The organism is Streptodolium elevatio (assembly GCF_040649515.1).
Classification (GTDB): domain Bacteria; phylum Actinomycetota; class Actinomycetes; order Streptomycetales; family Streptomycetaceae; genus Yinghuangia; species Yinghuangia elevatio.
The window spans coordinates 42,623-55,186 of sequence record NZ_JBEZFP010000020.1 but is presented as its reverse complement, the minus strand read 5'-3'; the positions used below and the strand labels follow the sequence as shown (position 1 = coordinate 55,186).

At 72.4% G+C, this 12,564-nt stretch carries 13 protein-coding genes; 4 read left to right on the top strand and 9 right to left on the bottom strand.

What is annotated here, in order from left to right; all coding sequences use genetic code 11:
- Nucleotides 1–108 precede the first annotated feature (108 nt).
- The 3 genes from AB0C36_RS10695 to AB0C36_RS10685 all read right to left on the bottom strand — a co-directional run bounded on the left by AB0C36_RS10695 (nucleotide 109) and on the right by AB0C36_RS10685 (nucleotide 2,894).
- Nucleotides 109–492 carry a VOC family protein gene (locus tag AB0C36_RS10695; protein ID WP_358352250.1) on the bottom strand — a complete coding sequence of 128 codons (384 nt, stop codon included), beginning with the start codon at nucleotides 490–492 and terminating at the stop codon, nucleotides 109–111.
- Between the two features lie 20 nt (nucleotides 493–512).
- Nucleotides 513–2,075 carry a hypothetical protein gene (locus AB0C36_RS10690; RefSeq protein WP_358352247.1) on the bottom strand — a complete coding sequence of 521 codons (1,563 nt, stop codon included), beginning with the start codon at nucleotides 2,073–2,075 and terminating at the stop codon, nucleotides 513–515.
- Nucleotides 2,076–2,294: 219 nt separating this feature from the next.
- Nucleotides 2,295–2,894, bottom strand: coding sequence for an HD domain-containing protein (locus AB0C36_RS10685; RefSeq protein ID WP_358352246.1), 600 nt, complete (start codon nucleotides 2,892–2,894; stop codon nucleotides 2,295–2,297).
- A gap of 542 nt (nucleotides 2,895–3,436) precedes the next feature.
- On the opposite strand from AB0C36_RS10685, the gene AB0C36_RS10680 reads away from it, so the two are divergent.
- Complete coding sequence (locus AB0C36_RS10680; RefSeq protein ID WP_358352244.1) at nucleotides 3,437–4,090, top strand: hypothetical protein; 654 nt, start codon at nucleotides 3,437–3,439, stop codon at nucleotides 4,088–4,090.
- Nucleotides 4,091–4,206: 116 nt separating this feature from the next.
- A complete protein-coding gene (locus tag AB0C36_RS10675; protein ID WP_358352243.1) occupies nucleotides 4,207–4,935 on the top strand; it encodes a nucleoside/nucleotide kinase family protein in 729 nt (242 codons plus the stop codon).
- A 34-nt stretch (nucleotides 4,936–4,969) separates the two neighbouring features.
- Here AB0C36_RS10675 and AB0C36_RS10670 read toward each other — a convergent pair whose 3' ends face one another.
- Nucleotides 4,970–5,341 carry a hypothetical protein gene (locus tag AB0C36_RS10670; protein WP_358352241.1) on the bottom strand — a complete coding sequence of 124 codons (372 nt, stop codon included), beginning with the start codon at nucleotides 5,339–5,341 and terminating at the stop codon, nucleotides 4,970–4,972.
- Nucleotides 5,342–5,523: 182 nt separating this feature from the next.
- Here AB0C36_RS10670 and AB0C36_RS10665 point away from each other — a divergent pair, with 182 nt between their 5' ends.
- Complete coding sequence (locus AB0C36_RS10665) at nucleotides 5,524–7,062, top strand: acyl-CoA synthetase (protein ID WP_358352239.1); 1,539 nt, start codon at nucleotides 5,524–5,526, stop codon at nucleotides 7,060–7,062.
- An 83-nt stretch (nucleotides 7,063–7,145) separates the two neighbouring features.
- On the opposite strand, the gene AB0C36_RS10660 is transcribed toward AB0C36_RS10665, so the two are convergent.
- The 5 genes from AB0C36_RS10660 to AB0C36_RS10640 form a co-directional block, all read right to left on the bottom strand.
- Nucleotides 7,146–7,613 carry a YbaK/EbsC family protein gene (locus AB0C36_RS10660; protein WP_358352237.1) on the bottom strand — a complete coding sequence of 156 codons (468 nt, stop codon included), beginning with the start codon at nucleotides 7,611–7,613 and terminating at the stop codon, nucleotides 7,146–7,148.
- Between the two features lie 76 nt (nucleotides 7,614–7,689).
- The gene (locus tag AB0C36_RS10655) at nucleotides 7,690–7,980 is read right to left on the bottom strand and encodes a YiaA/YiaB family inner membrane protein (protein ID WP_358352235.1); all 291 of its coding nucleotides are present in this window, start codon (nucleotides 7,978–7,980) and stop codon (nucleotides 7,690–7,692) included.
- An 81-nt stretch (nucleotides 7,981–8,061) separates the two neighbouring features.
- Nucleotides 8,062–8,709, bottom strand: coding sequence for an alpha-ketoglutarate-dependent dioxygenase AlkB family protein (locus tag AB0C36_RS10650; protein WP_358352233.1), 648 nt, complete (start codon nucleotides 8,707–8,709; stop codon nucleotides 8,062–8,064).
- 31 nt (nucleotides 8,710–8,740) lie between these two features.
- Complete coding sequence (locus AB0C36_RS10645; RefSeq protein ID WP_358352231.1) at nucleotides 8,741–9,652, bottom strand: SDR family NAD(P)-dependent oxidoreductase; 912 nt, start codon at nucleotides 9,650–9,652, stop codon at nucleotides 8,741–8,743.
- A gap of 96 nt (nucleotides 9,653–9,748) precedes the next feature.
- A complete protein-coding gene (locus AB0C36_RS10640) occupies nucleotides 9,749–10,744 on the bottom strand; it encodes a helix-turn-helix transcriptional regulator (RefSeq protein ID WP_358352229.1) in 996 nt (331 codons plus the stop codon).
- Between the two features lie 129 nt (nucleotides 10,745–10,873).
- Here AB0C36_RS10640 and AB0C36_RS10635 point away from each other — a divergent pair, with 129 nt between their 5' ends.
- Nucleotides 10,874–12,349, top strand: a complete 1,476-nt coding sequence (locus AB0C36_RS10635) for an MFS transporter (protein WP_358352227.1) — start codon at nucleotides 10,874–10,876, stop codon at nucleotides 12,347–12,349.
- The last annotated feature ends 215 nt before the right edge of the window (nucleotides 12,350–12,564 follow it).

The window sequence follows — 12,564 nt, the reverse complement described above, 5'->3', positions numbered from 1 at the left end:
GTGAGGTCGGGTCTTCACGCTCCGCGGCGCGCGGCGCGGGCACGGAGCGGGCACGGAGCGGGCGTGGCGTGGGCGCGGCGTGGGCAGGACGGAGCCTGAAGACGCCGTTCAGCCGCCCGTCGCGGACCGCTCGGCCACGCTGCGCTCGACGCAGAACTCGTTGCCCTCGGGGTCGGCCAGGACCGCCCACCCGGTCCCGTCGGGGCGGCGGCGGTCGTCGGCCAGCTTCGCTCCGAGCGCGACCAGCCGGTCGACCTCCTCGTCGCGGCTGCGGTCCTGCGGCTGGAGGTCCAGGTGCAGGCGGTTCTTGATCTCCTTGCCCTCCGGGACGCGGATGAACAGCAGGCCGACCGACGTGTTCTCGACCAGGACCTCGTCGTCGCCCGGCGCGTCCTCGTCGGACCGCTTGCCGCCGACCGCTTCGGCCCAGAATCCCGCGAGGGCGTACGGATCGCGGCAGTCGAACGTCACATGGCGCACCAAGGAAGTCATACCGGGATCCTAACCGCGAGTCACCCGCGGCCCGGGGCCCCGGCGTTCGTCGCGGCGATGCGCGAGACCAGCGGCTCCCAGGGCACGTCGTCGACCGACACGAGCCCGAAGTTGCTGTTCTGCCCGTCGTCGGGCAGCACCCGGCCGCCCGGCGGCGAGTCGGCGTACCGGTACCAGTGGTGGCCCACCACCCACGGCGCGGCGAACAACGGGCCCACGTACTCGCCGTAGCGTTCGGCCCGGGCGTCCTGCGTCGCCTCCACCGGCAGCCCGTCGGGCACCGTGTTGGGCACGCCCGCGTCCGCCGCGCGCGAGGAGAACTCGGTGACCAGCACCGGGCGTCCGCTCAGGGTGTGGAAGTCGCGCAGGTCCGGCGTCACCGGCACCACCGAGCCGCCCGCCTGCGCGAACACCGCCTCGGCCTCGGGGGTCGGACGGTACGCGTTGACCGAGAACACGTCCACGAACGCCCCGGCCGTCCGAACCACTTCGGGCGGTGTGGTGTGCGACGTCGCGCGGACGCCGAGGATCAGGTGATTCGGGTCCCCCGCCCGCAACGCGCCCGTCGTCACCTCGAAGTACCGCTTCGCCGCGTCCTGCAGGAAGCCCTGGGGATCTCCGCGCCGGGCCTCGGCCGCAGCCCGGCCCGGCGTGCCCTCCGGTCGTGCCAGGTACTCGTCCAGGAGGGTCGTCGGGGCCACGCCGTCGGGACCCCAGTGCAGTTCGTCGTCCAGGAACCAGCCGAGCAGATTCGGATCGGTCGAGCGCGGCATGGCCTTCACCCGGACGACGTCCGCCACGTGCGCGGCGAACGCCGGGTCGAACCAGTCCCGAGCGGCGGATCCGGCGGGAATCGACGAACTCAGGTCGAGCACCGGCGTGTACGCGAACCGCGCGCTGAACAGGTCGCTCTCCGACCACGCGCCCAACGTGTTGAACCCCCACTCGTCCAGGCGCCGCGTGGTGGTCTCGACCCACTCCACCGGGTCGGGAAACCGGTTCGCGACGGCCTCGCAGTAGGGGCAGCGTCCGGTGCCGCGTTCGAGGTCCTCCCGGGTGCGCACCGCGTTGACGCCGATCGAGTAGAACGGTCGGCCGTCGGGCGTGCGGAACAACCAACGGCCGTCCTGCCCCTGCTCCACCCGGAAGTAGCCCGACCCGGCCGTGTCCGGAGGTGCCGCCGCCGGTACGCCGCTCCCGGCACCGAACGGCCTGCGCCCGTCGTCCCCGCCCCCGAACACCGGGGCCAGCGCCACGCTCGCGGCCAGGAGCCCGCCGAGTAGGACGGCGACGAGGCCGACGCCGCCGAACACCCTCAACCGGCGGCGGCGCAGCCTCGTGCGGAACGATCGCGGCGGGCGGTTCCCACGGGGGCGTGCGTGCCGTCCGCTGCCGACTGCGCCGCGTGCCGCACCGCCGGAGGCGCCTCCGGGGGCCGCGTCGGACGCGCCGGACGCGTCGCCGGAAGCGTCCGCGGCAGGGCCACCTATGGAGGGCAGCACCACCCCGACTCCGAACACGCTGCCGGTCGCCGGGGACCTGGCGATGGACGCGTCGCCGCCGAACCCCGCGTCATAGGGCACGACCTCTGCGCCATCTGCGCTACCGGAGGGAACCGCCTCCTGCGAAGCCCGCTCCGCCCCGCGACGCAACCGCCGCATTCCGACTCCCCGCCGTCGCCCACGTGCTCGGACCCGTACCAGACCGTGCGCCTTGCGCCGTGCGCGGCGACCCTATGCCAGATCCGCCACCCCCGTCAGCCACCCCCGTCACTCACTTTGCCAGTTGCACCCGACGGGCCCTCAGCGGACGCTCACCGGGTGCCGTGCCTGGAACGCGAGCCGCAGGTCCGCGTCCGCCGCGATGTCGTCGAGCAGGTCGTCGAGAGCGGCGAACACGGCCCAGCGCTCGCGGCCCCCGGCGGACAACACCAGGCGGTCGACGACCAGGTCCTCCAGCAGCGGAATGCGGGCGCCCTTCCAGATCTTGTCGGCGAGGCACACCACAAGGTCCTCGAGCGGCAGGCCAGGTTCCGACCAGGTTCCGTGCGTACACGCGAAGCGCGCGAGTTCGGCCTCCACCCCGTGATCGCACAGGAGTTCATAGCCGCCGAGCTCGTGTGCGTGGCCGGGACCGGACAGTTCCTCCCGGTGCACGGCCTTCCCGATGTCGTGGACGGCCGCCCCGAAAAGCACCGACTCCGCATCGAACTCCAGGTCAGGGAACTCCCGTTCGACCCATCTGACGATTCGCCAGGCGACGTCGTGCACGAGCCGCAAGTGCGCCGCGAGGCGCGGTGGAGCCCCGACCTTGCAGAGCAGTTCCACCACCCGGTCGGGAAGAGGGCGAGGGTCCGGGTCACCGGTGTCGGACAAGACCCGGCGCAACGCTTCGGAAGCCATCAGCTAACGGTACGTCACGCCGGCATCGGCACCGTGACGACTTCCTCGCCGCGCGGTGAACTCGTCCGCACCTGCGCGTATCGGACGAAGCCTCCCGGACATGCGCTACGTTGCCGCCCTGCCATCCTGCCGCCTGCGGTCCCGCCAACCGAGCAGAGAGGCCACCAGGTGCGCGTACGCGACCAGTTGGCGTCCACTGCCCGGCGCACGACGGACCGAAGTGGCCGCAGGCGATTGCCGGTGGCATCTTGCCCCACAGCGGCCGCGGCGATGCACGCGCGTTGTGAGAGGGAACAGCAAGGGCCTGATATCGATCACATTCGATCAGTCAACCTCGCAAAGATCACCCATCATCCCTTCGGCGCACGCCACTCTCGATCACAATCGTTCGCCGGCCGAGTGTCGTTGGGCCATCCGCGCCAGTCGGAGACTCGATCGGGCTATTCGCGGTGGCAGCCCGGGTGAATCGCGGTCAAGGGTGGGTTGAGGCCGGTCGGCCCCATTCCGAAACCCCCCACCCCCTCCGAAAGGACCCCTTCGTCATGCGCAGCAAGTGGACTTCCGTCGCCCTGGCCACCGCCCTCAGCGTGTCCGCGGTGGGCGTCGGCGCGGGTGCCGCAACGGCATTCGTCGACGACCGCCCGCAGACCCGTGTCGCCCCGGCGGTCCCCGCGGCGCCGGATCCCACGCAGCTGATCGGCCAGGTCGGCGACCTGGGTGCGGTGCTCAAGACCGTGTCCGGGCTGACCTCGGCGGCGTCGGCCGAGAAGCCGGACGCCGACGTCCTGGGTGACCGCCTCGAACTGCTCACCACCCAGGTCGACAAGCTCCTCAAGTCGCTCGGCGGCGGAGCCGTGCCGCCGGTCGTGCCGGATACCGGAAGCGTCGTACCCGACACAGGAAGCGTCGTCCCGAACACCGGCACAGTGGCGCCCGACACCGGCGGCGTCGTCCCGAACACCGGCGGCGTGCTGCCCGGTGCCGTGCAGGCGGGCACCGGCAAGGCCCTTCCGGTGCCGGCCGTGAGCCTGGAGGACGCGCTCGCGAGCCTCAAGAAGAACGCCGAGGCGCTGGTCGCCGCGGCGACCAAGGTCCCGCCGAACCTCGACGGGGTGAAGACCGCCCTGACCGCGCTGGCCACGGACATCGTGAACGTGCTGACCGCGGCCGTCACGAAGATCGCCCCGCCGGTCTGATCCGCTTGCCGGACCGCCGGTCGCGTGCGACCCGCGCCGCCCCGGATGCCGCGCCGTGCGCGGGCGTCCGGGGCGGTGCCGCATCACCGCCCGGGCGGATGGCATCCTGCCGACCTATGAGCACCGACCCCGCCCCGCGCCGGGCACCGGCGTCCCACCGCGACGCTCCCGACGGCCGCCACGCGCCCGTGCCTACGCTCGCCGCCCTCGTGGCGGACGTCCTGGTGCTGGTCCCGGATGCCGCGGACGGCCGCCGGACGGTGCTCGGGCTCGCCGGGCCGCCCGGGGCCGGCAAGTCGACGCTCGCCGTACACCTGGCGCGGGAGGTCGGGCGGCGGCTGGGCGCGGGCGTGGCGGCGTACGTTCCGCTCGACGGTTTCCACCTCTCCAACGCGCAGTTGGAACGCGTCGGGCGCCTCGACCGCAAGGGCGCACCGGACACCTTCGACGCGTGGGGCTACGCGGCTCTGCTCGCGCGCCTGGCCGCCGAGCGCGACCACGACGTGTACGTCCCCGACTACGACCGCACGCTGCACGAGCCGGTGGCCGCCCGGCACCGCGTGCCGCCCACCGCCCGGCTCGTCGTCACCGAGGGCAACTACCTTGCCGCGGACGCCCCGGGGTGGCGTGCCGCCCGCGAACACATCGACGTGCTCTGGTACGTCGAGGCGCCGGACGACGTACGCGAGGCCCGTCTCGTCGACCGCCAGCTCGCCGGCGGGCGGGACGAACCGGCGGCCCGGGACTGGGTGGAGCGCAGCGACCGCGCGAACGGCGAGTGGGTCAAGCCGTCGCGGGACGCGTGTGACCGGGTCATCGTGCCGCCGGAGCTTCCCGTGATCTGAAGAGCTGGGCGACGCAAGGGAATTGAGCGTCGGCTCAGCGGCCCGCGGGGATGTTGACGAACATCATGACGGCGGTCATGACCACGGCGACGTAGGCCGCCGCCATAATCCAGCGGACGGTGTTGAAGCGCGCGCTTCGCGGCCATACCCACACCAGGATCAGCGGCAGGAGCGTCAGCAGCGCGAACTCGACCGCCCGTTCGATGGCGGCGGTCGCCGCCGGGCACGTCGTCTCCGTGGGAGGTTCGCAGGAGTCAAAGGCCATGGCCGAGAGTCCGAACATGATGAGCAGGAGGACTGAGGCGGGCACGGCCAAGACGGTGGTCAGGATCGGGGCCAGCGCCCACAGGCGCCTGGGTCGGCGCTGCATCTGCGTGGCCACGGGAGGTGCGGCTGGTAGAGGCATGCTGCCAGTGAACTCCGCGGGTGGCTGCGGGACATGAGTACCCGTACCCGCAAAGTGTGGGTACGCCGCCTCAGTTTCCGACCCGGTCGTACGACCGCAAACGATCGCCGTCCGACCTCTGTTTGTCATGAGCGAGCGCTAGTACGGTCTCCTCGTCTGCCCCTGCGACGGCGAGGAGTCCGATGTACCCCGGAACGTACGCCCGCACGACGCCCGACAAGCCCGCCGTGATCATGAGCGGTTCCGGCCGCACGCTCACGTACCGCGAACTCGACGAGAACTCCACGCGCCTGGCCCGCCTGCTGCACGAGGCCGGGCTGCGCCGGGGCGACGGCATCGCCCTGCTGTCCGACAACAACCTGCACGCCTTGGAGGTGTACTGGGCGGCACTGCGCTCCGGGCTGTATGTGACGGCGGTCAACCACCACCTGTCGGCCGACGAGATCGCGTACATCGTCAACGACTGCGGGGCCCGCGCGCTGATCGTGTCCGCCGCGGTAGGCCGCCTCGCGGAGGCGGTCGTCGCACCGACGCCGGGCGTCGAGGTCCGGCTCGCGTTCGACGGCCCGGTGGTCGGGCACGGCGACTACGAGGAGGCCCTCAAGGGCGTCTCGGCGGACCCGCTCGACGACGAGCCCGCCGGTGCGGACATGCTGTACTCGTCGGGAACGACCGGTCGTCCAAAGGGAGTTCGTGCCCCGCTGCCGGACCGCCGGATCAACGAGGAGGGCGACACGCTCGTCGCCGTATTCGCCGCGATCTACGGTTTCGACGAGGACACGGTCTACCTGTCGCCCGCGCCCGTCTACCACGCGGCGCCGCTGCGGTTCATCAGCCTCGTGCACCGCACCGGAGGCACCGCGGTCATCATGGAGCGCTTCGACCCCGAGGCGGCGCTCCGGGCCGTCGAGGAGCACGGCATCACGCACAGCCAGTGGGTGCCGACGATGTTCGTCCGTGCTCTCAAGCTCCCGGAGGAGGTCCGCGGGCGCTACGACCTGACCTCCCTCAAGGTGGCCATCCACGCGGCGGCGCCGTGCCCGGTGGAGGTGAAGCGCGCGATGATCGAGTGGTGGGGGCCCATCCTGTACGAGTACTACGCCGCCACCGAGGCCAACGGCGTGACCCTCATCGACTCGGCGCAGTGGCTCGATAAGCCGGGGTCGGTCGGGCGCGCGGCCCTCGGCGTCATCCGGATCTGCGACGACGAGGGCACCGAACTGCCGCCGCGCTCGGTGGGCACCGTGTACTTCGAGCGCGAGGAGGTGCCGTTCCGGTACCACGGCGACGAGAACAAGACGCGTGAGGCGCAGCACCCCGTGCACGAGACGTGGTCCACGACCGGCGATGTCGGCTACGTCGACGAGGACGGCTTCCTGTTCCTCACCGACCGCAAGGCGTACATGATCATCTCCGGTGGGGTGAACATCTACCCGCAGGAGGTCGAGGACGCGCTCGCGCTGCATCCCAAGGTCGACGACGTCGCGGTGATCGGTCTGCCGGACGAGGACCTCGGCGAGCAGGTCAAGGCGGTCGTGCAGGCCGCGTCCGGGGTCGAGACGGGACCCGGACTCGAGCGCGAGCTCATCGACTTCGTACGCGAGCGCATCGCGCACTACAAGGCGCCGCGCAGCGTGGACTTCGTGGCGGAGCTGCCGCGTACGCCGACCGGCAAGCTGCTCAAGCGCGTGGTGAAGGCGAGGTACGAGACGGCCGGCTGAGCGCCGCACCGGACCCCGCCCGGGTGCGCTCGGACACGAGGAGACACCCGGGGACGCGCGGCGGACGGTCGCCGGACCGGCGTTCAGTCGCCGACGTCGGCGACCGTCCCGCCCGTGATACGGGCGAGTTCCTCCATCGTCGTGGGGAAGACCGTGTGCGCGAGGCCGCCGGCCGCCCAGACCTGGTCGTGCTTGCCGAGCCAGGTGTCGACGACGGTGCGTACCGGCGCGGGGTGGCCGACCGGGGCGACGCCGCCGATGCGCTGACCGGTGGCTGCGTACACGAAGTCGGCGTCGGCGCGCCGCACTTTGGCCGCTCCGACCAGGGCCGCGACGCGCTTGGTGTCGACGCGGTGGGCGCCGCTGGTCAGGACGAGGAGCGGCGCGCCGTCCGCGTCGAAGATCAGGCTGTTGGCGATCGCGCCGACGTCGCACCCCAGGTGCGCGGCGGCCGCGGCGGCGGTGGGCACGTCGTCGGGCAGTTCGCGTACGGCGCCGGTGACGCCGTGCCGGGCGAGGTCCGCGACGACGCGGTCGAGCGCGTTGGTCATGCCGAGGACCCTACTGGGTGGTCCGGGAGAGCGCTCCCGCATTTGGTGCCGCCACCGAGCCGCGCGGCCCACCGGGTCACACCGTCTCGGGCCGGAACACGTCGTGGTCGGACAGCAGCTTCTCCAGGCGGGCCTGGTCGACGCGGTTGACCATGGTCTCGGTCTCCTGCCGGTCGCGGATGACCTTGGCGAGCGTGAAGGACGATGTCACCAGGAAGAGCGCGCCGAGGCCGATGAATCCGCGCACCCACGCGGAGACGGGCAGGTAGGCGATCCCGATCCCCATGGCGGTCATCGCCGTGGCGAACGAGATCCAGGCCTGGAAGTAGAACATCGCGGTGTTGCGGGGCTGCAAGGGCGTTGTCATAGAGGCATGGTGGCGCCGGGCGAAGCGGAATTCCTGAGTACGCCTACTCAGATTGGCCGCCGCGTGCGCTGTGCAACTCCCCTATGCGGCAAGGCCGGATACTCGGATGGTGACGTTGAGGCGTCCCCGCAGGCCGAGTTCGGCGGGCCCGGTCCCCGGGTACGTCTTCGGCACACCGTGGAAGGCGAAGCGCGACGGGCCGCCGAACACGAACAGGTCGCCGGACTCCAGTTCGACGTCGGTCCACGGACGGGTCCGCGTCTCGGTGTTCCCGAGTCTGAAGACGCAGGTGTCGCCGAGGCTGAGGGACACCACGGGCTCGTCGCCCGCCTCGTACCGGTCCTGGTGCAGGCCCATGCGGGCCCGGTCGTCGTAGAAGTTGACGAGGGCCAGGTCGGGAGCGAAGTCCGGCCCTGGGCCCGCGCCGTACGCCTCGGCGACCGCGCGGCGCCCGATCGTGCCCAGCCAGTCCGGGAACGGCTTGACCGGTGTTCCGTCGCGCGTCACGCGCACGTAGCGGTACGGCTGCCAGGTCCAGCCCAGCGACACCGACCGCACGGACATGACGCCGCCCGACGGCAGCACGACGGTCTCCAGTCCGGCAGGCGGCCGGGCCCACGCGCGGCAGGCGGCGAGCAGCGCGGCCTGCTCCTCCGCGTCGAGCCAGCCGGGCACGTGCACCGCCCCCGGCGCGACCTCGCGGCGTTGCCGGGGGAACAATGCGGACATGCGGGCCAGCCTAGACGGGCGCTCCGACGTGTTACTGCTTCCAGGCGCCTTCCAATTCGTCCTGCGCGAGGCCGAGTGATGCGGCGGCGAACAGCACCTCGCGGGTGGCGTCCGCGGGGAAGACCACGCCGTCGAGGTCGAGGAGCTGCCCGGCCTGTGCGGCGTACGCCTCGGGGGTGTCCGCGAGCGCGCCCGGCGCGACGCCCAGCACGATGCGCGCCGCCCGGCCGCCGCCCACGCTGAAGATCTCGCCGCTGACCGGCACGTCCTCGCTGCCCAGCCAGACGACGAACGGGGCGACCTTGTCCGGCGTGAAGTTCTTCTCCAGGAACCCGCGGAATACCGGGTCGGGGATGCCGGCGGTCATCCGCGTGTAGGCGACGGGCATGATCGCGTTGACCCGGATCCCGTCGCCGCGGCCGTCCATCGCCAGTGACTTCGTCAGGCCGAGGACGCCGCCCTTGGCCGTGATGTAGTGGCTCGTCCCGGTGATGCCGAAGATCGAGTTCGAGGTGGTGTTGACGACCCGCCCGCGCGCGGCCTTCAGGTGGGGCCATGCGGCACGTGTCACGTTGACGGTGCCGGTCAGGTGGACCGCGAGCATCTTGTCGAACATCTCGGCCGGGATCTGGTCGAACATGCCGCCGTGCGAGATGCCCGCGTTGTTCACCACCACGTCGAGGCGCCCGTACGCGTCGAGCGCGGCGCCCACGACGCCGTCCGGCTCGTCGGCGACGCTGTGCGTGTCGGCCACCGCCACGCCGCCCGCGGCGGTGATCTCCGCGACGACGGCGTCCGCCGGGCCGCCGCCCTCGGCGTCGGCGACGTCGTTGACCACGACCTTCGCACCGCGCGCGGCGAACGCGAGCGCGTGTTCGCGGCCGAGACCGCGTCCCGCGCCGGTCACCAGGACCGCCTGGCCGTCGAAGCGGATCTGCGTCACGGTCGCCTCCACACACGTCGCGGGGCGCGCCGCCCCGTCGCCGCGTACCCTCCCGGGAGAGGAAACCGGTTTTCGTTCACATGGTCAAGGGCAGGCTCAGGCCGGCACACCGAGCGGTGTGCCCGTCCTCCCCGCCTCGTGGACGAAGTGGTCCTCGTCGTAGGTCAGCCGCCGCGGGGTGACCCCCGACAGCCGCTCCAGCCGCTCGCGGGTCTCGTCGTCGCGCGGCGTGTAGACGGACATGCGCGCGCCCCTGCCGTCACTGGTCACCATGTGCGTGACGGCGAAGTCGAGCGACCCGACGGCGCTGTGGTAGTAGCACTTGACCGCGCTGTCCATGCCGGCGACCTCCTGCCGCCGCCACAGCTCGTGGAATTCCGGGGACGCGGCGATGAGCGCGTCGACCATCGGCCCCCACCCCGGATCGCCCGGGTCCGCCGCCACCGCGGCGCGCAGCTTGGCGACCAGCTGCCTGCTCGTACCGGCCCAGTCCGCGGCCAGCGTGCGCCACTCGGGGTCGGTGAAGAACATCCACAACGTGTTCCGCGCGCAGGGCGGCAGGTCGCGGTAGTCGCCGACCAGCGCCCGGTACGCCCGGTTGCCCGCCAGGATGGTCCAGCGCGGGCCGATCACCGAGGCCGGGTACGGGTTGAGCTGGTCGAGCACGAGCTGCACCGCCGGGGACACCTGCGCCTCGCTGACCATGTGCTCGGGGTCCGGGACGTCGGCGAGGTGGAAGACGTGCGCGCGTTCGACGTCGTCGAGGCCGAGCACGCGCACGACCGACAGCAGCACCTGCGACGAGACGTTGATCTGCCGGCCCTGCTCCAGCCACGTGTACCAGGTCACCCCGATACCGGCGAGCAGCGCGACCTCCTCGCGGCGCAGCCCGGGCGTACGGCGGCGCGGACCGGGCGGCAGGCCGACCGCCTCGGGCGACGTGCGTTCGCGCCGCGAGCGGACGAACTCGCCGAGCTCGCGCCGACGCTTCTCGTTCTGCTCGCGCGACAGGCGTACGCGGCCCACCTGCGCGGCTGAGGACGGCACACGCGCCCCGACCAGCGCCCCCACCCCGATACCGACGTCCGCCATACTCCTGTCTCCGTTCTCCCCGTCCATGTGCACCATCCTCACCCGGGCCGCCCCGGCTATCCAGGTTCGGTCAGTACCAGCATCAGCAGGCTCTCGGTACCCGTGTGGCGGCACCCGCAGGGTGGGGTCATGCCACAAAGCACCCTGACCTCGGCCGCCGGCGCGGCGGCCACCCCCTCCGTCGCGCCGGCGACCGGCGGACCCGACGCGGCCCGCTGGTGGCGGGCCCTCCCCATCCTGCTCCTCGGCGCCTTCCTCCCCGTCCTGGACGCCTTCATCGTCAACGTCGCGCTCGCCGACATGGGCCGCGACCTGGGCGCGAGCGAGGCGCAGCTCGAACTGACGGTGTCCGGGTACGGCGTCGCGTACGCCTGCACCCTGGTCGCCGGCGGCCGCCTCGGCGACCGCTACGGACGGCGTCGGCTGTTCCTCCTCGGCATGGCCTCCTTCACGGTGATGTCGGCCGCGTGCGGACTTGCGCCGAACGTGACAACGCTCATCGTCTTCCGGGTACTCCAAGGCCTGACCGCGGCCCTGATGTTCCCGCAGGTCCTCGCCGCCATCCAGGCGGGCTTCGAGGGCGCCGACCGGCAGAAGGCGCTCGGCGTGTTCGGCCTGGTCGTCGGCTCCGCCGGAGCCATCGGACAGGTCGTCGGAGGACTGCTGCTGCACGCCGACCTGTTCGGCTCGGGCTGGCGTCCGCTCTTCCTGGTGAACGTCCCCGTCGGCGTCCTCGCCCTCGCCCTGGCCCGCCGTGTGGTCCCGGAGACCAAGGCCCCGGTCGCCGCGCCGATCGACGTACGCGGCGCGACGTTCCTGGCCGCGACGATCGCCCTGCTCCTGATCCCCCTCACCCTCGGCCGCGCGGAGGACTGGCCCGTCTGGACCTGGATCGCGCTCGCGGCCGTGATCCCCTTGGCCGCGCTCTTCATCGCGACGCAGTCCCGCGCCGAACGCTCCGGCCGTACGCCCTTGGTCCCGCCGTCCCTGCTGCGGCTCCCCGCCGCCCGGCTCGGGCTCTCGGCCCTCCTGGTCTTCGGGACGTGCGTCGGCGGCTTCATGTTCAGCCTCGCGATGATCCTCCAGGTCGGTCACGGCTTCACGCCGATCCGCTCCGGCCTCGCCATGGCCGTCGCCGCCACCGGTTTCCTGCTGGTCGCCCTTCTCGCCCAGCGCTTCGTGGCACGTCACGGCGCGCTGGTCCTGGTGGTCGGCGCGTTCGTATTCGCGCTCGGCACCGACGCGTTCGCCACCGTGGCAGGCGTCACCGAGGAGAGCCTCACCCTCCCCGAACTGCTCCTCCCGCTCTTCCTCGCAGGCGTCGGATGGGGCATGGTGCTCGTTCCCCTGCTGGGCCTGACCCTCGGCGCGCTCCCCGTGGACCGCGCCGGCCTCGCCGGCGGCGTCCTGTCCACCGCGCTGCAAATCGGCCTGGCGAGCGGAGCCTCCATCCTCGGCTCGACCCTCTTCGCGGTGGCAGGCGACCATCCCGACCCGGACGCCTGGCGAAACGCCACCTACGCCGTGGCGGCCGTCCTCACCGCCCTCGCCCTGCTCACCGCCGCCCTGTGCCTCCGCCTCCACCTGGTCACCAGGAAGCCCTAGTCGCCCTGGCACGCCCCGGCCGGGGGCCGGTGCCCCGCATCGGCCGCGGGGATCCGCACGATGAAACTCCGGACGGGGCAAATGAGTTCGCGTGGCGGCGCGGCGGGCGGCAAGGCGCCCCGGTTGGGTTCGGCGCAGGTCCCGTCCGCGGGCCGGCCGGGGTAACCGGGGCGCCGGCGCTTCGTGCCCCCGGCCTCGCCGCGACGTTGCGTGCG